Origin of the sequence: Streptomyces sp. 15-116A, assembly GCF_025290915.1 — a bacterium.
Taxonomy (GTDB): Bacteria; Actinomycetota; Actinomycetes; order Streptomycetales; family Streptomycetaceae; genus Streptomyces.
On the sequence record NZ_JAOCQE010000098.1, the window covers coordinates 1 to 21,049 of the forward strand.

Below are 21,049 nucleotides of genomic sequence, written 5' to 3' on the forward strand. Positions count from 1 at the left end.
CACGGGCGGCGGGGTCAGGCGGGCGGTCAGGCGCAGGGTCTCGTCGAGGCGTTCGCGTACGCCGGTGAGCCGGCCGGGGCCGTCGGCGGCGGCCGGGGGCGGCAGATGGCGGGCGGGGGCGAGGTCGACATCGTCGTCGAGCAGGTCGATGACCGGGACGGAGCGAGCCAGTCCGGGCCGTTCGTCGAGGTGGCCGGTCCGGTCGAAGGTGTGCCAGGCGTCGAGCAGGGTCTCCCGCACGCCCTGCCAGTCGGGCCCGCCCCGCCCCTCGCCGCTGAACCGGCCCGCGTCGGCGAGCAGCAGTTCCGGCTGCGCGGGCGGCTGTTCGGGGCGGCGCAGCAGCCACAGGTGCAGCGGGAGGTTGTACGGCGGTGCCGCGCCCACGGGCAGGGCGAGTACGGCCCTGAGCGCGCCCCGGCGCAGCAGGTCGGCGCGGATGCGGCGGCCGGAGCGGCGGGAGGCGACGGCGGGCGGCATCAGCAGCACGGCGGTGCCGCCGTCCTTCAGCCGGGCCAGCGTGTGCTGCACCCAGGCCAGCTCGGACTCGGTGCGGGCGGGGAAGCCGTACTCCCACCGCGGGTCGTAGGCGAGTTCGTCGTGGCCCCAGTTGCGTTCGTTGAACGGCGGGTGGCACAGCACGGCGTCGGCGCGCAGCCGCGGGTGGGCGTCGGCGCGCAGGGTGTCGCCGGCGGCGGCGTGCACGGGGGCGCGGGTGTGCAGGGCGAGGCGCAGTGCGGTGAGCGCGGCGAGTTCGGGGGTGGCGTCCTGGGCGTAGAGCTCCTGACCGGGGCGGGGGGTGAGGGCGCGCAGCAGGGCACCGGTGCCGCAGGCGGGGTCGAGGACGGTGCGGGCGGGTCCTGCCAGGTCCGCCATGAGCCCGGCGAGGTCGGCGGGCGTGAGGGTGTACTGGCGCGGGTTGGCGTCGAGGTGCCGGCCGAGCAGGAACTCGAAGGTCCCCCGGGCGCCGAGCTCGGCGGCGAGTTCGGCGGCGCCGCGCAGGAGGGGGGCGGAGGGCCGCAGCTGTTCGGGGGCCGGGGTCTGCGGGAGCGCGGGGCGGGTGAGCACCTGGGTCAGGGCTTCGGGCAGTGCCCCGGCGAGGTGGTCGTCGGAGCCTGCGCTCACCTCGAGCCAGACGGTGGGCCGGTCGTGGATCAGCAGCAGGACGCAGCCGGTGTGGAGGAGGGCGGTGACCGGTCCCTCGGGGTGGCCGGTGAGGTGCTGCCAGACGCGTTCGCGCAGGGGGACCTCGGCGAGTTTGCCGTGCCGGCGCAGCCAGTCCTCGACCTCGGTGAGGGCGAAGGAGGGGCTGGTCTCGGTGCCGCCGACGGGTTTGGGGAAGTCGGCGTGCCGGCGCCGCCAGTTGCTGACGGCGGCACGGCCGACGCCGGCCAGCCGGGCGATCCCGGCGGCGGTGACTTCCGTGGCGCTGTCGTGCGTGTCCTGTGTGTCCTGCGTGTCCCGCGTTTCCTGCACGCGCCCGGCTCCCCTCGTCGGCGTGATCCCGCCCGTGTGGCGCCGAGCATACCGACGTAGGCCGGATCGAGGAGTTCACGACCGTGTACGAGAGTCATCGCGTGAATCGTGTTGACTCGGTTCACAGCTCATGCTGTGATTGACCGCGTGAATGAGCGATCGCCGAAGGGCGGCGGTCGCCGTTTCGGGGAGGGACACAGCCATGGGCATGAAGACCAAGGTCGCGCTGGGTGCCGTCGTGGGGATCGTCGTCATCGGGGCCGTCTCGGCGAACTCCGGTGACACGGACGGCGGATCGACGGGGAAGGGCTCCTCGGCGTCCGCGGAGCGCCAGTCCGGCGACACGAAGGCGGACGGCAAGGACAGCAAGGGCGGCCAGACGGCCAAGGGCGCCAAGAAGGGCAAGACCGACCAGGCCGACAAGGGCACCCAGAAGGCCTCCCAGGCCGAGCAGTTCAAGGCGTTCGTGCGGAAGAACGGCTCGCCTCAGGAGAAGGAGGCGGTCTCGCACGTCACCAAGGTGCAGGGCGCCGACGAGCAGAACGACATCCTCGACGCCGCCGACGTCTACACCGACTTCACCGGCGGGCTGATGGGCGAGGGCACGGGCCCGGCCAAGCTCATCGCCTCCGCGTTCGCCGACTGGAAGCAGAGCGAGAACGGTCTCGTCACCGTCTACGACGCCAACGGCGAGCTGCTCGGCAACGGCGAGTTCTGACCCGTACTGCCGCCCCCTTTCACCCGCCGCTCACCCAGGATCACGAAGGACACCGTCATGCGTCGCACCGCACTCGCCGCCCTCTGCCTCGCCGCCGTGGCCGGCGCCGGACTCACCGGCTGCCTGCCCGGCGAGGACAAGGCGTCGAAGACCTCCCGGCAGTCGGAGGAGGTGAAGGACTCGAAGGAAGGCGAGGGGCCGTTCGCCGGGCTGACCGGCGGCGAGATCACCGAGCGCGCCCTGGACGCCACGACCGGCGCCTCGTCCCTGCGGATGCAGGGCGACGTCCCCGACGAGGCGAGCGGCGGCACCCTGCACATCGACATGGCCCTCGACAAGAAGGGCGACTGCGCCGGCACGATGGGCATGGGCGACGAGGGCGAGGCCGAGCTGATCAAGACCGGCGACACCCTCTACCTCAAGTACGACGAGGCGTTCCTGCGGGCCCAGAGCAAGGGCGAGCCGAAGGCCGACGTCGACGCGGCCGTGGAGATGCTGGCCGGGAAGTGGACGAAGATGTCCGCCACGGGCGCGGACGCCGACGAGATCGCGGGCTTCTGCGACCTGGACGAGGTGCTCGGCGACGCCAAGGACGGCGGTTCGGACGCCACCCGGGGCAGGGCGACGACCGTCGACGGCACCCCGGCGATCGTGCTGAACGAGCGGGACGGCAAGGACCGTTACACCTTCTACGTCGCCACCGAGGGCAAGCCGTACCTCCTCCGGATCGACAGCACCTCCGCCGCGGACCCGGGTTCGATCACGTTCACGGACTACGAGAAGCCGGTCCCGGCCGAGGAGCCCGAGGGCGAGATCCTGGACCTGGACGCCCTGAGCTGACGGCGACTCACAGAGGGTGCCGCATCCACACGTTCGGCTCGACGTAGACGGCGTACCCCTGCTCGACGTCGCAGCGCACCGGCACGAGCGCCCCGGGCACCTCGACGGGGCCGGCGGTGTCGAAGGGCAGGCCCGTCCAGCGGCGCCACTCCTCCAGGGACGCGGCGACCGTCATGGACGCCGGCGCCACGCGGTCCACGGTGGCGCCGGCCCGGGCGTGGACACGCATCCAGGGGTCCTGGGGCAGGCCGTCGGGGCGGACGCGGCGGACGTACTCCTCGACGGGCGTGCGGGGTTCGAGGTGCTTGGCGCTGGGCCGCACCGGGGCGACGACCTCGCGGAAGCCGCGTGCCCGGGCGTTGTCCCGCATCGCGGTGAGCATCAGCGCGGACAGGCCGCGCCCCTGGGCGTGCGGGGCGACGGACACCGAGACCGCGCTGACGGTGTCGGCCCGGACGCCGCCGCGCAGATCGGCGAAGGCCCACACCAGCATCTGGTCCCAGCCCCGCGCGGGCAGTTCGCCCCGGCCCTCGGTGTGGAGCGCGAACGGCACGCTGTAGGCCTGGGCGACGATCTCGCCCCGGTCGTCCTCGGCGAACAGGACGTACTCGGGGAGTTCGGCGCGGATCCGCGGGAAGCAGGCGGCTCCCACGAAGTCCTCGGTCACGAATACCGGCCAGGTCTCCGCCATCGCGCACATCCGCTCCGCCGCGTCGGGACGTTCGGCGAGGGTCGACACCTTGAACTCCATGACATCACCGTAAACAGGCCGCCGCGGGGCGGGAAACCGCTTTTCGGCCCCTGGTTCAGCCGCGTTCGCGCAGGTACGCGTCCAGTTCGGCGGCCCCGGTGAGCATCGCGCGGGCGCGGGTGGACAGGCGGGTGTGCCAGTCGCGCAGGGCGGACTCCAGCGGCTGAAGTCCTCCTGCCGCCCGCACTTGGGCGATCAGCGGGGCGATCTGCTCCAGCAGGTAGCCGCCGCGCCGGAGTTGGTGGGTGAGCCGGGCGTCCCGTACGTCGGCCTCCGTGTAGACGCGGTAGCCGGTGCGCGGGTCGCGGCGGGGGCTCAGCAGTCCGGCGTGCTCCCACTTGCGCAGGGTCGCGGGCCGGATGCCGAGCCGGCGGGCCAGCGGCCCGATGTGGGTGCCGCCGCCCCTCGGCTCGGCTCCGGACACCTCCGTGCCCTCCAGGTCGCGCAAGGCGCTCTCCACCGCCTGGAGCGTCCGGCGGTCGTCGAGGAGCTGGGCATGGCTGACGTCGATCAGCCGGAACGCCTCCCCGTCCTCCCCCTCGTTCACCGCCCGCATGATCGACGCCGCCGTCCCGTGCCCGTGACCGGGCACCAGGGCGAGGAACGCGCGCAGAGCCGCCGCGTGCAGGGGGGTGTAGGCGCGGTAGCCGTGGGGGGAGCGAGCGGCGGCGGGGAGGATGCCGGCCTCCTCGTAGTTCCTGACCGCCTGCGTGGACAGACCGTGGGCGCGGGCCAGGTCGACCGGCCGGAGTCGACCCCTGTTTTGAAGGTTCTGCGCCATACCACTGAGGATAAAACGGTGATGGTCGCGCAGAAGTTTCAATCGAAAGTTCAACGATAGCGTTGAACGCATGGCTACGGACATCAAGGACACCGTGCAGGCCGTCGAGTCGGCCGCCGTCATGAGGCTGCTGCCCTCCCGGCCGCGCGTGCTCGCCCTGGGCGAGCCCACCCACGGCGAGGAGACGCTGCTCGACCTGCGCAACGCACTGTTCCGGCAGCTCGTCGAGGAGCAGGGCTACCGGACGATCGCGATCGAGAGCGACTGCCTGAAGGCACTGATCGTGGACGACTACGTCACCTCGGGCACGGGCACCCTCGACGAGGTCATGGAGCACGGATTCAGCCACCCCGACCTGGGGCTGGGCACCTCCGCGGCCAACCACGAGCTGGTGCGCTGGATGCGCGCCCACAACGACGGCCGCCCCGCCTCCGAACAGCTCCGCTTCGCCGGCATCGACGGCCCCCTGGAGATCACCCACGCCGCGAGCCCCCGGCAGGCCCTCACCGCACTGCACAGCTACCTCGCCGCCCATGTGGACCCGCCCCTGCTCCCCTGCACCACGGACACCCTCGACCGCCTCCTCGGCCCCGACGACCGGTGGACCGATCCCGCCGCGATGACGGACCCGAACCGGTCCGTGGGGCGGTCCGCCGAGGCCGCTCGGCTACGCCTCCTGGCCGACGACCTCGTCGCCCTGCTCGACGCGCAGACACCCCACCTCCTCGCGAGGACCACGCGGGACGCCTTGGACCGGGCGCGCCTGTACGGGCGTACGGCCACCGGCCTGTTGCGCTACCACTCGGCGATGGCGGACCCCTCACCGTCCCGTATGACGCGGTTGTGCGCCCTGCGGGACGCGATGATGGCCGACAACCTCCTCGCCCTCGCCGCACGGGGCCCGGTGCTCGCCCACGCCCACAACTCCCATCTCCAGCGGGAGAAGAGCACGATGCGGATGTGGGAGGGGCCGGTGGAGTGGTGGAGCGCCGGTGCGCTGGTGAGCGCGCGGCTCGGCGAGCGGTACGCCTTCCTCGCCACGGCCCTCGGCACGATCCGGCACCGGGGCGTGGACACCCCGCCGCCGGACACCGTCGAGGGGCACCTGTACGCCCTCCCCGAGAACCCCTGCCTCGTGGACGCCCCACGCCTGGCCACCACCCTCGCCGACCCACGCCCCACGCCCCGCGTCTCCCCCTGGTTCGGCTACGCCGCGCTCGACCCGTCCCACCTGGAGACCATCGACGGCATCGTCTTCGTCAAGGACATGCCGCGCGCTTGACGGCGGCTCAACCGCCGCACTGCCGCATCATCATCCGCTTGTCGGCGGTGGTCACGGGCAGCTCGTACTTGAGCGCGACCTGGGCGAAGCGGACCGCGTAGGCGCAGCGGATCTGTTTGTTCGGGGGGAGCCAGGAGGCGGGGCCCGAGTCTGACTTGGCGGAGTTGGTGCGGCCGTCGACGGGGAGCAGGTTGAGGGTGTCGTTGGCCAGTTGCTCGCGCTTGCTCTCCGGCCAGCGTGCGGCGCCCATCTGCCAGCTGTAACTCAGCGGCACCACATGGTCGATCTGCACCTCGGCCGCGTCCCGCTTGCGCCACTCGATGGTCTTGCCGGTGTAGGGGTCGTGCAGGGTCATGGCGACGACCACACAGTCGGAGCCGGAGCGGAAGCGCAGCTTCTGGCCGTCGCGGCGGAGCAGGTCGTTGCGGGTGTCGCAGCCGTTCCTCGCGAGCGGTACGCCGTCGGCCGTGTCCATCCAGGCGTAGCCGAAGTCCTCGCGGTCGTAGCCGGTGCGGGGGCCGCGGCCCTTGGTGGTCAGCCGCTCGATGAGGTCGACGGCCGCCGCGCGGTTCGTGTCGCCGGTGACGGGTGCCAGGCCCGGTGCGGTGCCGTCCGGGTTCTTCAGGGGGCTCACGGCTCGCGCGTCCCGCTCCGGCCGGCCCGCGCCCGCGCCGCCCCCGCCCCCGCCGGTGGTGTCCTCCGCCGGAAGGCCCTCGCAGCCGCTGGCGAGAACCGCCGCCGCGAGCAGCGCCGCCGCCCTGATCCGCCCCTTGTGTCGCGTCACCGCGCCCCTCCCCTGGTCCGTCCGGTCCCACCGTAGCGAGCGAGAGGTCCAGACCACATCACCGCCAAACGGGCATTCGAGGCAAGCCGCGCGTATCGTCGGTTCTGAGTCGAGTCACCTCCGGAAGGAGCTCTGGATGGGCATCTTCGACAAGTTCAAGAGCAACAAGGCGGCGCGCGAGAAGGCCCACAAGGGCTCCGACACCGCCGAGCAGAAGATCAACGAGAGGACCGGCGGCAAGTACGAGAAGCAGGTCGACGCCGGGCAGCAGCAGGTCGAAGACCGTCTCGGCATGGACCGCGACCGCCCCGACCAGCAGTAGCCCTCGCGCCGACCGGATCGAACAGAACCGACTCAGGGGCCGTCCACGGCCGTACGTCCGTGGACGGCTTCCCTCGTTTCCGTCACGCTGTGGTTACGAGCCCAGCACCGACGTCAGGAACTCCCCGACCCAGCCCAGCAACTCCCGCCCGACCAGCGGCTTCCCGCCCACCTTCGCGGTCTTCGGGCGCGGCACCAGCACCTGGTGGACCGCCGGCTTGATCACCGTGCCGGGATACAGCCGCTTCAGGCGCAGCTCCTGCGACTCGCGCAACTCCACCGGCGCGAAGCGGATGTTGGTGCCCTGGAGGACGATCTCGCCCACCCCGCAGGCCCGGGCCAGCATGCGCAGGCCCGCCACCAGCAGCAGGTTCTCCACCGGCTCCGGCAACTTGCCGTAGCGGTCGACGAGTTCCTCGCGGACGGACTTGATGTCCTCCTCCGAGTTGGCGGAGGCGATGGCACGGTAGGCCTGCAGGCGCAGGCGCTCGCCGGGGGCGTAGTCGTGCGGGACGTGCGCGTCGACCGGCAGCTCGATCTTGACCTCGAGCGGCGGCTCCTCCTCGATCTCGCCGGTCTCCAGCTGACGCCGGTAGTCCGCGACGGCCTCGCCGACCATCCGGACGTACAGGTCGAAGCCGACGCCCGCGATGTGGCCGGACTGCTCGCCGCCGAGCAGGTTGCCCGCGCCGCGGATCTCCAGGTCCTTCATCGCCACGTACATGCCCGCGCCCATCTCGGTGTGCTGGGCGATGGTCGCCAGGCGCTCGTGCGCGGTCTCCGTGAGCGGCTTCTCCGGCGGGTAGAGGAAGTAGGCGTAGCCGCGCTCGCGGCCACGGCCGACCCGGCCGCGCAGCTGGTGCAGCTGGGAGAGGCCGAAGTTGTCGCCGCGCTCGACGATGAGGGTGTTGGCGTTGGAGATGTCGATGCCGGACTCGACGATCGTCGTGGAGACCAGGACGTCGAACTTCTTCTCCCAGAAGTCGACGACGACCTGCTCCAGCGCCGACTCCGACATCTGACCGTGGGCGGTGGCGATCCGCGCCTCGGGGACGATCTCACGCAGGCGGGCCGCCGCGCGGTCGATGGACTCGACCCGGTTGTGGATGTAGAAGACCTGGCCCTCGCGCAGCAGTTCACGGCGGATGGCCGCGCCGATCTGCTTCTCCTCGTACGGCCCGACGAAGGTGAGCACCGGGTGGCGCTCCTCCGGCGGGGTGGTGATCGTCGACATCTCGCGGATGCCGGTGACCGCCATCTCCAGGGTGCGCGGGATGGGAGTGGCGGACATGGTCAGCACGTCGACGTTGGCGCGGAGCTTCTTCAGCTGCTCCTTGTGCTCCACGCCGAAGCGCTGCTCCTCGTCGACGATGACCAGGCCCAGGTCCTTGAACTTGGTCTCGGAGGAGAACAGGCGGTGGGTGCCGATGACGACGTCCACCGAGCCCTCGCGCAGGCCCTCCAGGACGGCCTTCGCCTCGGTGTCGCTCTGGAAGCGGGACAGCGCCTTCACGTTCACCGGGAACTGCGCGTACCGCTCGCTGAACGTGCCGAAGTGCTGCTGAACGAGGAGCGTCGTGGGGACGAGGACGGCGACCTGCTTGCCGTCCTGGACGGCCTTGAACGCGGCCCGTACCGCGATCTCGGTCTTGCCGTAGCCGACGTCGCCGCAGATCAGGCGGTCCATGGGAACCGACTTCTCCATGTCCTCCTTGACCTCGGCGATGGTGGTGAGCTGGTCGGGCGTCTCCGCGTAGGGGAAGGCGTCCTCCAGCTCGCGCTGCCAGGGGGTGTCGGCGCCGAAGGCATGGCCGGGGGCGGCCATCCGGGCGCTGTAGAGCTTGATCAGGTCGGCGGCGATCTCCTTGACGGCCTTCTTGGCGCGCGCCTTGGTCTTGGTCCAGTCGGCGCCGCCGAGCCGGTGCAGGGTGGGGGCCTCGCCGCCGACGTACTTGGTGATCTGCTCCAGCTGGTCGGTGGGGATGTACAGCCGGTCGCCGGGCTGGCCGCGCTTGGCGGGGGCGTACTCCACGACCAGGTACTCGCGGGTGGCGCCCTGCACGGTGCGCTGCACCATCTCGATGTAGCGGCCGACGCCGTGCTGCTCGTGGACGATGTAGTCGCCCGCCTCCAGGGTGAGCGGGTCGATCGTCTTGCGGCGCCGGGCCGGCATCCGGGCGCCCTCGCGGCCGGAGGCCTTCTGGCCGGTGAGGTCGGTCTCGGTGAGCACGGCCAGCTTGAGCGCCGGGTCGACGAAGCCGTGGTCGATGCCGCCGCAGGCGACGTGCACGACGGACTGGGTGATCTCGGCGAGGTCGGTGTCCAGACGGGCGGCGATGCCCTCGCCGCCGAGCACCTCGACCGTGCGGGCGGCCGGGCCGTGGCCCTCGGTGACGAACACCGTGCGCCAGCCGTCGGCGAGCCAGCCCTTGGTGTCGGCGAGGGCCCGCGCGGTGTCGCCGCGGTAGGTCTCGGGGGCGTGCATGCCGAGCTTGAGCGTGTCCGCGTCGAGCTCCTCGTCCGCGGCGAACGGCGACACCGACCACCACATCATGTCCAGCTCGCGCGCCCGGTCCCGTACGTCCGCGATGGACCACAGGGAGGCGGCGCCGACGTCGATGGGGGCCTCGCCTCCGCCGGCGGTGGCCGCCCAGGAGGCCTGGAGGAACTCCTGCGAGGTGGCGACGAGATCGGCGGCACGCGTGCGGACCCGCTCCGGGTCGCATACGACGGCCATGGAGCCCTTGGGCAGCACGTCCAGCAGCAGCTCCATGTCGTCGACGAGGACGGGCGCGAGGGACTCCATGCCCTCGACCGCGATGCCCTCGGCGATCTTGCCGAGCAGTTCGCCCAGCTCGGGGTGCTGTTCGGCGAGCACACGCGCGCGTTCCCGTACGTCGTCGGTGAGCAGCAGCTCACGGCAGGGCGGGGCCCACAGGCCGTGCTCGGCGACCTCCAGGGAGCGCTGGTCGGCGACCTTGAAGTAGCGGATCTCCTCGACGTCGTCGCCCCAGAACTCCACGCGCAGGGGGTGTTCCTCGGTGGGCGGAAACACGTCGAGGATGCCGCCGCGCACCGCGAACTCGCCGCGCTTCTCGACAAGCTCCACGCGCGCGTACGCGGCGGCGGCGAGGGCCTCGACGACCTCGTTCAGGTCGGCGGTCTGGCCGGTGCGCAGCGCGACGGGTTCCAGGTCGCCGAGGCCCTTGACCTGGGGCTGGAGGACGGAACGCACGGGGGCGACGACGACGGAGACCGGGCCGGTCTCGGGGTCGTCGGAGCGGGGGTGGGCGAGGCGGCGCAGGACGGCGAGGCGGCGGCCGACGGTGTCGCTGCGGGGGCTGAGCCGCTCGTGCGGGAGGGTCTCCCAGGAGGGGTACTCCACGACGCCCTCCGGGGGGAGGAGGGAGCGCAGGGCTGCGGCGAGGTCCTCGGCCTCACGGCCGGTCGCGGTCACCGCGAGGACGGGGCGGGCGGCCTCCCGGGCGAGGGCGGCGACCGCGAAGGGGCGGGCCGCCGGGGGACCGACGAGGTCGACGTGCATGCGGTTGCCGTCGCTGGCGGCGGTGATCGCTTCCGCGAGGGCGGGGTCCTTGACTACGGCGTCGAGCAGACCGTGCAGGCTCATGGAGGGGCGCTTCCATCCAAGGGTGGGCAACACGAAGATCCCGACGGGTGTCGCGGCCGGGGGGTATCCAGCGTACGTCTGTTGCCGGGGCGCCGGTGTTCGTGGCGACGTACCAGGGGGCTCCGCCCCCTGGACCCCCGGCCTATGCCCACCCACCACCCGACTCGGTGAGTGACACAGTTCGGCACGCAAACAGCCCGGTGCCGGGAAGTCCCCCCAAGGACTTCCCGGCACCGGGGCTTCCCCCGCAACCCCCGTATGCGGTGGCTACTCCGTGGCGATCGCGTTCAGGACGTTCATGCGGCCGGCGCGGAACGCCGGGACCAGGGCCGCGAACAGGCCCACGAAGGCCGAGCCGATGAAGACGCCGATGATCGTCGGCCACGGGATGTCGAGGACCTTCAGGCCCTCCAGAGCGAGCAGCTGCTGGGCGGTGGCGCCCCAGCCCATGCCCAGGCCCAGGCCCAGCAGCGCGCCGAACAGGGCGATCACGACCGACTCCATGCGGATCATGCGGCGCAGCTGCCGGCGCGAGAGGCCGATCGCCCGCATGAGGCCGATCTCCCGGGTGCGCTCGACGACCGACAGGGCCAGGGTGTTCACCACGCCCAGGATCGCCACGATGATCGCCAGGGCCAGCAGGCCGTAGATCATGTTCAGCAGCTGGCCGATCTGGTCCTTCAGCGCCTCCTTGTAGTCGGTCTGGTCACGGACCGTGTACTGCGGGTACTCGTCCAGGGCCGCCTTGAGGGACGTGTACGCGGCCGCCTCCTGGCCGTCCTTCGCCGAGGCGAAGAGCAGCACGTCCAGCGGCATCCTGTCGGCGGGGACGTAACGGGACACCGTCGCGATCGACGTGTACATCGCGCCCTTGTCGATGACGGCCTCGTCGCTGGTGATGGCCCGGACCGTCAGGTCGGCGGTCGAACCGTCCTCGAAGTCGACCTTCACGGTGGAGCCGATCTCGATGCCGTGTTCCTCGGCGAAGCCCTCGAAGACGGACATCGAGTCGGGCTCGTAGGCGTCCGCGAGGTTCCCGGCCACCGTCTCGGTGCGCAGGTCGGTCGCGTACGTCGGGTCGGCCGCGTTGATCGTCTCCTTCTTGGTCGTCCTGCCGTCCGGCGTGGTCAGCGAGGCGTCGAGCACCTTGTACTCGGTGAAGTGCTCCAGGCCTTCCGCCTTCTTCGCCGCCTCGACGGCCTGCGGGGTGATCAGCTGGCCCTGGTCGTTCTGGATGATGAAGTCCGTACCGACCGTCTTGTCGAGCTGGTCCGTCGCCGAGGCGACCATCGAGGAGCCGACCACGGACAGGCACGCCACCAGCGCGAGGCCGATCATCAGCGCGGCGCCCGTCGCGCCGGTGCGGCGCGGGTTGCGCAGGGCGTTGCGCTCGGCCATCCGTCCGACCGGTCCGAAGGCCCGCAGCAGGACCGCGCCGAGGACCCGTACGACTCCGCTCGCGAGCACCGGACCGATGACGACGAAGCCGATCAGCGACAGCACCACGCCGATGCCCAGCCACAGGGAGCCCTCAGTGGCCTTGTCCGCCGCGCCCGCCAGGTACAGGGCGAAGGCACCGCCGCCGGTGAGGACCAGACCGATCAGGCCGCGGATCCAGCCGGCCTTGCCGTCCGCCGGGGTGCCGGCGTCGCGCAGGGCGGCCATCGGGGAGATCTTCCCGGCCCGCCGGGCGGGCAGGTAGGCGGCGAGGACGGTGACGACGACGCCCAGGACCAGGCCGACCACGGGGGTCGTCCAGGCGATGGTGAGGTCGTCGGTGGACAGCTTCATGCCCATCTGGCCCATGAGCTTCATCAGCCCGACCGCGAGCCCGACGCCCGCGCCCACCCCGAGCACCGAGCCGACCACGCCGAGCAGCAGCGCCTCGGCCAGCACCGAGCGGTTGACCTGCTTGCGGGAGGAGCCGATGGCGCGCATCAGGCCGATCTCCCGGGTGCGCTGGGCGACCAGCATGGAGAACGTGTTGATGATCAGGAAGATGCCGACGAGGAAGGCGATCCCGGCGAAGCCGAGCATCGCGTACTTCATGACGCTCATGAAGCCCTCGACGTCCTTCTGGTTGGCCTCCGCGGTCTCCTTGGCGGTCTGCACCTTGTACTCGGCGCCGAGTTCGGCCGCGACGTTCTTCTTCAGCTGCGCGTCGGAGACGCCGGCCGCGGCGGTGACGTTGACGTTGGTGTAGACGCCGCTCTCGCCGACCAGGGTCTTCTGCGCGGTCGGCGTGTCCAGGTAGAAGATCGCGGCACCGGGGTTGGTGACGGTGAAGTCGGCGATGCCGGAGATCTTCGCGGTGTGGGTGCCGACGGCGGTGATCCAGCGGATCTCGTCGCCGAGCCCGAGGCCGTGCTTGTCGGCGGTGTCCGCGTCGACCATCACCTGGCCCGCGCCCTTGGGCGCCGCGCCTTCGGTGACGTCCATGGTGCGGGCGTCGTTGCCGTTCCAGCTGCCGACGATGGTGGGGCCGCCGCCCGTGGGCGAGAGGCTGTCCTTGTCGGCGTCGACGACGGTCACCGAGGTGGAGAACACGGTGCCCTCGGCCGACTTCACGCCCTCCGCCTTGCGCACCTCGGAGACCACCGAGGCCGGGATCACGGGCGGCTTGCCGTTGCCGGAGGTCGTCTCACCGGTGTCGGAGGAGTTCTTGGCGCTCACCGTCACATCGGACGACGTGGCCGCGAACAGCTTGTCGAAGGTGGTGGACATGGTGTCCGTGAAGACGAGCGTCCCGCACACGAACGCCACCGACAGCAGCACGGCGATCGCCGACAGCGCCATCCGGCCCTTGTGCGCGACGAAGTTGCGCATCGAGGTCTTGAGCACGGTCATGACGTCCGCCCCCGGGCGTCGAAGTCCTTCATGCGGTCCAGGACGGTCTCGGCGGTCGGCTTGAACATCTCGTCGACGATCCGGCCGTCGGCGAGGTACAGCACGCGGTCCGCGTAGGACGCGGCGACCGGGTCGTGGGTGACCATCACGATGGTCTGGCCCAGCTCGTCGACGGAGCGGCGCAGGAAGCCGAGCACCTCGGCGCCGGCGCGCGAGTCGAGGTTTCCGGTCGGCTCGTCACCGAAGATGATCTCGGGCCGGGCGGCCAGGGCCCGCGCCACGGCGACGCGCTGCTGCTGGCCGCCGGACAGCTGGGTCGGCCGGTGCTTGAGCCGCCCGGCGAGGCCCACGGTCTCCACGACCCGGTCCAGCCACGCCTTGTCGGGCTTGCGGCCGGCGATGTCCATGGGCAGCGTGATGTTCTCGAGCGCGTTGAGCGTCGGCAGCAGGTTGAACGCCTGGAAGATGAACCCGATCCGGTCCCGGCGCAGCCGCGTGAGCTTCTTGTCCTTCAGGCCGGTGATCTCGGTCTCGTCCAGGTAGATCTGCCCGGACGTCACGGTGTCGAGCCCGGCCAGGCAGTGCATCAGGGTGGACTTGCCGGACCCCGAGGGGCCCATGATCGCGGTGAACTGGCCGCGGGCGATGTCCACGTCCACGTGGTCCAGGGCGACGACACGGGTCTCGCCCGACCCGTAGGCCTTGACGACCTGCCGCGCCCGCGCGGCAACGGCCGTACGACTTCCAGTACCCCCGTGCCTGGGAATGGTCACAGCCGATGTCACGGTATGTCTCCTATGTCGGTCAGCAGATGAACGTGCGGTGCACTCGGCGAGTGCGTTCCGGTGGGGCTTGCTTGTTGACGTGCTCAGTCTTGCGGCGCGGAGGGGTCGAGCGCGCTGGTGCTCAGCGCAGTCTTGTACTGAGGAAAACCCCACCCCCGTTGCTGGGCTCAGCCGCCCCCCAGCGGCGTAAAGCCAGGTTAAGAACGCCTCGGGGCCGTCTCGTCCTCCGCCGGTACGAACCCTCCCCGAGCCGTAGTACGGAGGTCCCCCTAAGGGCCCTCCCCCGGGGGGAGGAGCCCTTCTCGGGGTCGGCTCCCTCCGCCGGTGCAGTCAGCCTGCACCCTCCCGCTGCGTCAGGGGCAAGTGGGATGCTGAGCGGCGGCAGACAGGTGCAGGGGGCACGTAACGGCGAGGGAAGGATTCCGGTGGGCGACACCAGACCGGCGGCGGCACAGGGGATCGCGGAGCAGCGGAGCACACCCGACCGGCGCGGGGCGGTCGTCGCCGCCCTGATGCTGGCGATGGCGCTGGCCGCGCTCGACTCCACCATCGTCTCCACCGCCGTCCCGCAGATCGTCGGCGACCTCGGCGGCTTCTCCGTCTTCTCCTGGCTGTTCTCCGGCTACCTCCTCGCCGTGACCGTCACCCTGCCCGTCTACGGCAAGCTCTCCGACACCTTCGGCCGCAAACCCGTCCTCGTGGCGGGCGCGGTGGTGTTCCTGCTGGGCTCGCTGCTGTGCGCGCTGGCGTGGAACATGGCCGCGCTGATCGCCTTCCGCATCGTGCAGGGCCTGGGCGGCGGCGCGCTGCAGGGCACGGTGCAGACGCTGGCGGCCGACCTGTACCCGCTCGAGCAGCGCCCGAAGATCCAGGCCCGGCTGTCCACGGTGTGGGCCGTGTCGGCGGTGGCGGGACCCGGACTCGGCGGCGTGCTCGCCGCGTACGCCGACTGGCGCTGGATCTTCCTGATCAACCTGCCCATCGGGGCGGTGGCGTTGTGGCTGATCGTCCGTCATCTGCACGAGCCGCAGCGGCAGCGGGCGGCACGCGCGCGCGTGGACTGGGCGGGCGCGCTGACGGTGTTCGCGTGCGGCGGCGCGCTGCTGACCGCGCTGGTGCAGGGCGGGGTCGCCTGGGACTGGCTGTCGGCTCCGTCACTGGCCCTGCTGGGGACGGGAGTTGCGCTGCTGGTGCTGTTCTTCCTGGTGGAACGCCGGGCGGCGGAGCCGATCATCCCGGGCTGGGTGTGGCGCCGCCGCACGATCGCCGCGGTGAATCTCGCCCTCGGCGCGCTGGGTCTGCTGATGGTGGCGCCGACGGTCTTCCTGCCGACCTACGCCCAGTCGGTCCTCGGCCTCGCTCCGGTGGCGGCCGGCTTCGTCCTCTCCGTCTGGACGCTGAGCTGGCCCATCTCGGCGGCGCTCAGCCAGCACGTCTACCGCAGGATCGGCTTCCGCAACACGGCCATGCTCGGCATCGGCACGGCAGCGCTGATCCTGTTCGCGTTCCCCTTCCTCCCCTACCCGGGCGAGGCCTGGCAGCCAACCCTGCTGATGCTGCTCCTGGGCGCGGCCCTGGGCCTGTTCCAACTCCCCCTGATCGTCGGCGTCCAGTCGACGGTGGACTGGGCGGAGCGCGGTACGGCGACGGCGTCGATCCTCTTCTGCCGCCAGACGGGCCAGACGGTCGGCGCGGCCGTGTTCGGCGCGGTCGCCAACGGCGTCCTGGCGGCCCGGCTCGGTGGCGGGGGCGACCTGGACTCGGTGACCAGGGCCCTGGACTCCGGCACCGCCGCCGCATCGACCCGCCGGGCCATCGCGGACGCCGTGCACGCGGTCTACCTGGGCGCGGCGGGCGCGGCGGCCCTGGCCTTCCTGGTCCTGCTGCTCCTGGCGCCGCGGAAATTCCCGGTGCTGAAGGACTGAGTGCGCCTACGGTCCCGGCATGGTGACCCTGGAACGCCTCCACGCGGAGCACGCCGATGCCCTGCTGGCCTTCGAGCGGGAGAACCGCGCGTACTTCGCCCGTACGGTGCCGGACCGCGGCGATGCGTTCTTCACGCCGACCGGTTTCGCCGCGCGTCTCGCGTCGCTGCGCGCCGAACAGGAAGCGGGCGTCTGCCACTTCCACGTGGTGCTGGACGAGGAGGGGCGGCTGATCGGCCGGATCAACCTGATCGACGTGACGAACGGCTCGGCCGAACTCGGCTACCGGGTGGCCGAGTCCGCGACGGGCCGGGGCGTGGCGACGGCGGCGGTGGCGCAGATGTGCCGGCTGGCGTGGACGTCGTACGGCCTGACATCCCTGACGGCGGTCACCACGCTCGACAACCCCGCCTCCATGAAGGTGCTGACCCGGAGCGGCTTCATCCGGGTACGCGACACCGTGGTCGGCGGCCGTCCCGGCGTCGGTTACCTCCGGTTCCTCGGGGCGCCTTCTCCACACGAGGCTCACACGAGCGCCGCAAGTTAACGGCGGTAACACCCCTGGTCAGAGCCGTTTCCTCGGACCGACCGATCAGTTTGGCCAAAACGCAGCGGTGTCCTGAACTCCCGAGTAGCGTGCGTCCTCCGCTACCACCCCCCACCTCCCTGCGGTCCGCCGCACCGGACCCGAGCCACGCAAGGAGTACGGGATGTCCTACGACCCGTATCAGGCGCCTCCCCCGCGCCGCGACGCCTCTCCCCCCTACGCCTCCTACCCCTGGCAGCCGCCCGCCCCGCCCGAGCCGCCGCGGCGGACGGTGCCGCACGCCCGTCTCGGGCACCACAGCGACCTGCGGATCCTGCGCAGCGCCTACCGCTGGCAGCGGCGCGTGGCGACCCTCACCGCGCTCGGCTACTTCACCCTCTTCCTGATCCTGTCCGCGTACGCCCCGTCCTTCATGACCGGCACCGTCACCGACGGCCTGCCCACCGGGCTGCTGCTGGCCCTGTTCCAGGTCCCCGTCACCTGGCTGGCGATCGCCCTGTACGAAGGCACCGCCCGCCGCCGCGTCGACCCCCTGGCCGCCCTCATCCGCAAGCAGGCGGAACTCGACGCCAAGCGGGAGGCCGCGCGATGAACCCCGAGTTCAGCGGAAACGCCCAGGCCATGGCCCTCGTCGGCTTCTCCGCCGTCGCCACCGTCACCCTCCTGCTGTGCGTGATGACCGGCCCCGACCGCGACGACCTCGACGAGTTCTACACCGGCTACGGCTCCCTGTCCCCCATGCGCAACGGCCTCGCCATCGCCGGTGACTACATCTCCGCCGCGACCGTCCTCGGCACCGGCGGCGTCATCGCCCTGTTCGGCTACGACGGCATCGTCCTCGCGCTGAGCACCGCCCTGTCGCTGATGCTGCTGATGTTCCTGCTGGCCGAACCCCTGCGCAACGCGGGCCGGTTCACCATGGGCGACGCGCTCGCCCGGCGGATGCCCGGCCGCAGCGTGCGGATCGCCGCCTGCGTCGTCACGCTCGCCGCGCTGCTGCCGATGATGCTCGTCCAACTGGCCGGAACCGGCCAGCTGATGGGGTTCATCCTCGGCTTCGACGGCGAGTCGATGCAGACCGGCTGCATCATCGGCGTCGGCGCCCTGATGATCAGCTACGCGGCGATCGGCGGCATGAAGGGCACCGCCCTCATCCAGATCCTGAAGATCGTGATGCTGCTCGGCTCCGGGATCGTCGTCGCCGCCCTCGTCCTCCACCGCTTCGACTGGGACCCGGGCGCGCTGTTCAACGCCGCGGCCGCCAACAGCGGCGTCGGCTCGGACTTCCTCGCCTCCGGACTGCAGTTCGCCGGCGGCGCCAGTCCCGGCCTGGACATGATCAGCTCGCAGCTGACCGTCGTCCTCGGCGGCGCCGTCCTCCCCCACGTCACCATGCGCATGTACACCGCCTCCAGCGCCCGCCAGGTGCGCCGCTCCATGTCGTGGGCGGTGTCGATCGTCGCCCTGTTCGTCCTCGTCATCACCGTCATCGGGTTCGGCGCGACCGCTCTGATCGGCCGGGCCGCGATCGCCCAGGCGGACCCGCGGGGCAACACCGCCTATCTGCTCGGCTCCCAGGCCGCGTTCGGAGCGGAGGTGACCACGGCGGAGACCTTCCTGTTCACCACCGTCACCACGGCGATCTTCCTCACCGTCCTCGCCTCCGTCGCCGGCATGATCCTCGCCTGCGCCAACTCCCTCGCCCACGACGTCTTCGCCGCCCGCGTCCAGGAGATGTCACCGCGCCGCGAGATGACCCTGGCCCGCGCCTCCGCGCTCGCGGTCGGCGTCCCGACCATCCTGCTGGCGACCCTCGTCCAGCACTACAGCCTGCAGCCGCTGGTCACCCTGTCCTTCTGCATCGGCGCCTCCGCCATCGCCCCGGCGCTCGTCTACGGCCTGTTCTGGCGCCGCTACACCCGCACCGGCATGCTCGCCACCCTCATCGGCGGCACCCTCGCCGTCCTGCTGCTGATGCCGGGCACCAACCTCGTCTCCGGCTCGCCCGTCTCCGCTTTCCCCGACGCCGACTTCAACTGGTTCCCGTTCACCACCACCGGCCTGCTGTCCATCCCCGTCGGCTTCCTGTGCGGCTGGCTCGGGACCATCGCCAGCGGGCGGGCGAAGGCGGAGGAGCAGCGCCGGCAGTACGAGGCGGTGGAGGGCTGGATCCTCGCCGGGGCCACCCGCAGGAGAAGCTGAGGGACGGACCGCGTTCTCACTCCACCGCCCGGCCGGTCAGCGCCGTCAGGCTGCTGCACACATGGTCCATGTGGGCCTGTACGTCGTCCCGCATCTCCTCGTGCTCGCGCAGCAGCCGCTCGGTCCGCGCCGCGATCGCCTCCTCCTCGGCCCGCGCCGCCGCGAGGATCTCCGCCGCCCGCTCCCGCGCCTCCTCCTCGTGGCGGCGGGCGGCCTCCTCCGCTTCGGCGAAGGCCCGCTTCGCCTCCGACAGTTCACTCTCGGCGCGGGCCACCGCCTCCGCGTGCCGCGCCTCCAGCTCCGCCGCCCGCCCGGCCTCCTCGTCCTCCACCTCGGTCAGCCGTCCGGCCTGCTCCCGCGCCATCTCCGCGAGCATCTCCGCCACCCGCCGGCGCATCTCCCGCTGCACCTCCAGCGCCTCGCCGCGCCGCTCCTTCACCTCACAGCGGGCCGCGACCCGGATCTCGTCCGCCTCCGCACCGGCGGTCAACCTCCGCTGCCGCGCCGCCTCGTCGGCCTCGGCGCGCACGGAGTCGGCGTAGGCCTGCGCCGACTGCCGTACGCCGTCCGCCTCGGCGTCCGCCTCCTCGGCGACCCGCCGCGCCTCCCGGCGCGCGCCGTCCCGCACGGCCTCCGCCTCCTGCCGCACCAGCTCGAACAGCCGCCGGGCACTCTCCCCGAGCGATTCATACGTCTGCTCGGGCAGCGTCGCCACCCGCTCCCGCAGCAGCTGGAGCTCCTCCTCCATCTCCCTCGCCAGCACGGTGAGCCGGGCGGCCCGCTCCCAGGCGGCGTCCCGCTCCTGGGACAGGGCCTCGACGTACGCGATCACCTGCAAGGGGCGGTAGCCGCGCCCCCGCACGGCCACGAAGCCCTGCGACGACTCCGGTGCGCTGCTCATCCTCGACCTCTCTCCTCCGGACGGATGCGACATGATGATTTCGCGCACATCTTGAGGTATGGCACATGAGGGTGCATAACGCGACACTCCGGACATAAGACCGGACGTGCGGGACAGAAAAGGGGCCGGCCCCAGTCGTACGACCGGGGCCGGCCCCTTTCCTGACGCCCTTTCGGCGTCAGCGCCTCACAGCAGTCCGTCCCACATCTGCTCCAGCAGCACCGACCACCAGCTCTCCGGCGAACCCAGCGCCGCCGGGTCCAGCGCGGCCAGCTGCGCCTGGAAGTCGACGGTCCAGCGGCCCGCCTGCTCCTGGTTCAGCCCGAACCGCAGCCGCCACATCCGCCCGAGCAGCGCCAGGCAGCGCGCGAACTCCGGCAGACCCGTGTTCACGAACTGCGGCGGCACCGGCGCACCACCCGGGCCCGCCTCCACCGGCACCGCGACGATGTTCGCCGTGCCGTACTGCACGCAGATGGCCTTGCCGAAGTCGCTGCCCATCACCAGGTACGAGCCCGCGTCCGAGGCCGGCTGCACACCCCGCTCGGCCGCCAGCTCCGCCAGCGTCGGCACCGGACGGCCCGGCTGCGCCTGCGCCCAGAAGAACGGGCCCATGTCCAGCGGCAGTCCGGCCGCCACCAGCGTGTGCGCCACGACCGGCGGCACACCCTGCCGGGACACCGCCGCCTGCTCGAAGCGGAACACGCCAGGACCGAACGCCGCCGCCAGCTCCTGCGCGATTCCCTCCGGCGGGATCGGCGGCGCCGGAGGCACCGGCGGCACCGGCACCCGCACCGGCGCCGGACGCGCCGGGCCGTCGGCCACCTGGTGCAACTCACCCTGGTGAACGAGCAGTTGCTGCATACCCTGCTGCCGGCTCGCATGGTCCGTGCCGTACGGGGCGATCGACGTGATCCGCGCCTGAGGCCACTGCTCGCGGATCATCCGCGCACAGTAGGCGCCCGGCAGCTCGCACGACTCCAGCTCCGTGTGCAGCTCGAGCACCTGGTCCGGCGGCACGTTCATCGCGCGCAGCTCGTGGAAGATCTGCCACTCCGGGTGCGGCGTACCCGGCGCGGAACGCCGGATCAGCTGCTGCTCGGAGCCGTCCTGCGCGCGGTAGCGGAGCACGGCCTGGTAGCCGGGGCCGACGGTCGGCTGCCCGGTGGGCTGCTGCGGATACCCGTACGCCGCCGGCTGCCCCGGCACGGGGACGCCGGGAGGGGGCGTACCGGGCGGCACCGCGCCGGGCGGCACCGCGCCG

General features: G+C 71.8%; 17 protein-coding genes. 8 read left to right on the forward strand and 9 right to left on the reverse strand.

The annotated features are described in order from the left end of the window. Positions 1-1,473, reverse strand: a 1,473-nt coding sequence (locus tag N4P33_RS17745; protein WP_260827598.1) for a class I SAM-dependent DNA methyltransferase, incomplete at its 3' end; no start/stop codon positions are given. A 202-nt stretch (positions 1,474-1,675) separates the two neighbouring features. Here N4P33_RS17745 and N4P33_RS17750 point away from each other — a divergent pair. Beyond that, the gene (locus N4P33_RS17750; protein ID WP_260827599.1) at positions 1,676-2,191 is read left to right on the forward strand and encodes a hypothetical protein; all 516 of its coding nucleotides are present in this window, start codon (positions 1,676-1,678) and stop codon (positions 2,189-2,191) included. Between the two features lie 57 nt (positions 2,192-2,248). Continuing rightward, a complete protein-coding gene (locus tag N4P33_RS17755) occupies positions 2,249-3,031 on the forward strand; it encodes a hypothetical protein (protein WP_260827600.1) in 783 nt (260 codons plus the stop codon). 7 nt (positions 3,032-3,038) lie between these two features. Here N4P33_RS17755 and N4P33_RS17760 read toward each other — a convergent pair whose 3' ends face one another. Both N4P33_RS17760 and N4P33_RS17765 read right to left on the reverse strand, forming a co-directional pair. After that, positions 3,039-3,782 (reverse strand): N-acetyltransferase, encoded by a 744-nt coding sequence (locus N4P33_RS17760; protein WP_260827601.1) that lies wholly within the window; start codon positions 3,780-3,782, stop codon positions 3,039-3,041. Positions 3,783-3,837: 55 nt separating this feature from the next. Then, positions 3,838-4,563, reverse strand: coding sequence for a TioE family transcriptional regulator (locus N4P33_RS17765; RefSeq protein WP_260827602.1), 726 nt, complete (start codon positions 4,561-4,563; stop codon positions 3,838-3,840). Between the two features lie 70 nt (positions 4,564-4,633). On the opposite strand from N4P33_RS17765, the gene N4P33_RS17770 reads away from it, so the two are divergent. Next, on the forward strand, positions 4,634-5,845 hold the full coding sequence (locus N4P33_RS17770) for an erythromycin esterase family protein (RefSeq protein ID WP_260827603.1): 1,212 nt from the start codon (positions 4,634-4,636) through the stop codon (positions 5,843-5,845). 7 nt (positions 5,846-5,852) lie between these two features. Here the strand turns inward: N4P33_RS17770 and N4P33_RS17775 are convergent, their stop codons facing one another. Beyond that, the gene (locus N4P33_RS17775) at positions 5,853-6,629 is read right to left on the reverse strand and encodes an HNH endonuclease family protein (protein ID WP_260827604.1); all 777 of its coding nucleotides are present in this window, start codon (positions 6,627-6,629) and stop codon (positions 5,853-5,855) included. A gap of 136 nt (positions 6,630-6,765) precedes the next feature. On the opposite strand from N4P33_RS17775, the gene N4P33_RS17780 reads away from it, so the two are divergent. Further along, the gene (locus N4P33_RS17780; RefSeq protein WP_260827605.1) at positions 6,766-6,951 is read left to right on the forward strand and encodes an antitoxin; all 186 of its coding nucleotides are present in this window, start codon (positions 6,766-6,768) and stop codon (positions 6,949-6,951) included. A 93-nt stretch (positions 6,952-7,044) separates the two neighbouring features. Here the strand turns inward: N4P33_RS17780 and mfd are convergent, their stop codons facing one another. From mfd to N4P33_RS17795, 3 genes are all read right to left on the reverse strand, one after another. After that, the gene (mfd, locus tag N4P33_RS17785) at positions 7,045-10,578 is read right to left on the reverse strand and encodes a transcription-repair coupling factor (RefSeq protein ID WP_260827606.1); all 3,534 of its coding nucleotides are present in this window, start codon (positions 10,576-10,578) and stop codon (positions 7,045-7,047) included. Positions 10,579-10,845: 267 nt separating this feature from the next. Next, positions 10,846-13,425 (reverse strand): ABC transporter permease, encoded by a 2,580-nt coding sequence (locus N4P33_RS17790; RefSeq protein WP_260827607.1) that lies wholly within the window; start codon positions 13,423-13,425, stop codon positions 10,846-10,848. Further along, positions 13,422-14,210: an ABC transporter ATP-binding protein gene (locus N4P33_RS17795; RefSeq protein ID WP_260827608.1), complete on the reverse strand. Its 789-nt coding sequence runs from the start codon at positions 14,208-14,210 to the stop codon at positions 13,422-13,424. The genes N4P33_RS17790 and N4P33_RS17795 overlap by 4 nt, the downstream gene beginning before the upstream one ends. A 425-nt stretch (positions 14,211-14,635) precedes the next feature. On the opposite strand from N4P33_RS17795, the gene N4P33_RS17800 reads away from it, so the two are divergent. From N4P33_RS17800 to N4P33_RS17815, 4 genes are all read left to right on the forward strand, one after another. After that, complete coding sequence (locus tag N4P33_RS17800; RefSeq protein WP_260827609.1) at positions 14,636-16,135, forward strand: MFS transporter; 1,500 nt, start codon at positions 14,636-14,638, stop codon at positions 16,133-16,135. Between the two features lie 19 nt (positions 16,136-16,154). Next, positions 16,155-16,682: a GNAT family N-acetyltransferase gene (locus N4P33_RS17805; protein ID WP_260827610.1), complete on the forward strand. Its 528-nt coding sequence runs from the start codon at positions 16,155-16,157 to the stop codon at positions 16,680-16,682. Between the two features lie 163 nt (positions 16,683-16,845). After that, complete coding sequence (locus N4P33_RS17810) at positions 16,846-17,274, forward strand: DUF485 domain-containing protein (protein WP_260827611.1); 429 nt, start codon at positions 16,846-16,848, stop codon at positions 17,272-17,274. Then, positions 17,271-18,884 carry a cation acetate symporter gene (locus tag N4P33_RS17815; protein ID WP_260827612.1) on the forward strand — a complete coding sequence of 538 codons (1,614 nt, stop codon included), beginning with the start codon at positions 17,271-17,273 and terminating at the stop codon, positions 18,882-18,884. The genes N4P33_RS17810 and N4P33_RS17815 overlap by 4 nt, the downstream gene beginning before the upstream one ends. Before the next feature lie 16 nt (positions 18,885-18,900). On the opposite strand, the gene N4P33_RS17820 is transcribed toward N4P33_RS17815, so the two are convergent. Then, a complete protein-coding gene (locus tag N4P33_RS17820; RefSeq protein WP_260827613.1) occupies positions 18,901-19,785 on the reverse strand; it encodes a cellulose-binding protein in 885 nt (294 codons plus the stop codon). Positions 19,786-19,971: 186 nt separating this feature from the next. Beyond that, a partial coding sequence (locus N4P33_RS17825) for an SUKH-4 family immunity protein (RefSeq protein WP_399029659.1) occupies positions 19,972-21,049 on the reverse strand: 1,078 nt, incomplete at its 5' end.

Coding starts and splice junctions, on each gene's coding strand:
- mfd (WP_260827606.1), bottom strand. CDS start 10,578: ATGAGCCTGCACGGTCTGCTCGACGCCGTAGTCAAGGACCCCGCCCTC.
- N4P33_RS17780 (WP_260827605.1), top strand. CDS start 6,766: ATGGGCATCTTCGACAAGTTCAAGAGCAACAAGGCGGCGCGCGAGAAG.
- N4P33_RS17770 (WP_260827603.1), top strand. CDS start 4,634: ATGGCTACGGACATCAAGGACACCGTGCAGGCCGTCGAGTCGGCCGCC.
- N4P33_RS17750 (WP_260827599.1), top strand. CDS start 1,676: ATGGGCATGAAGACCAAGGTCGCGCTGGGTGCCGTCGTGGGGATCGTC.
- N4P33_RS17820 (WP_260827613.1), bottom strand. CDS start 19,785: ATGAGCAGCGCACCGGAGTCGTCGCAGGGCTTCGTGGCCGTGCGGGGG.
- N4P33_RS17765 (WP_260827602.1), bottom strand. CDS start 4,563: ATGGCGCAGAACCTTCAAAACAGGGGTCGACTCCGGCCGGTCGACCTG.
- N4P33_RS17810 (WP_260827611.1), top strand. CDS start 16,846: ATGTCCTACGACCCGTATCAGGCGCCTCCCCCGCGCCGCGACGCCTCT.
- N4P33_RS17815 (WP_260827612.1), top strand. CDS start 17,271: ATGAACCCCGAGTTCAGCGGAAACGCCCAGGCCATGGCCCTCGTCGGC.
- N4P33_RS17760 (WP_260827601.1), bottom strand. CDS start 3,782: ATGGAGTTCAAGGTGTCGACCCTCGCCGAACGTCCCGACGCGGCGGAG.
- N4P33_RS17805 (WP_260827610.1), top strand. CDS start 16,155: ATGGTGACCCTGGAACGCCTCCACGCGGAGCACGCCGATGCCCTGCTG.
- N4P33_RS17790 (WP_260827607.1), bottom strand. CDS start 13,425: ATGACCGTGCTCAAGACCTCGATGCGCAACTTCGTCGCGCACAAGGGC.
- N4P33_RS17755 (WP_260827600.1), top strand. CDS start 2,249: ATGCGTCGCACCGCACTCGCCGCCCTCTGCCTCGCCGCCGTGGCCGGC.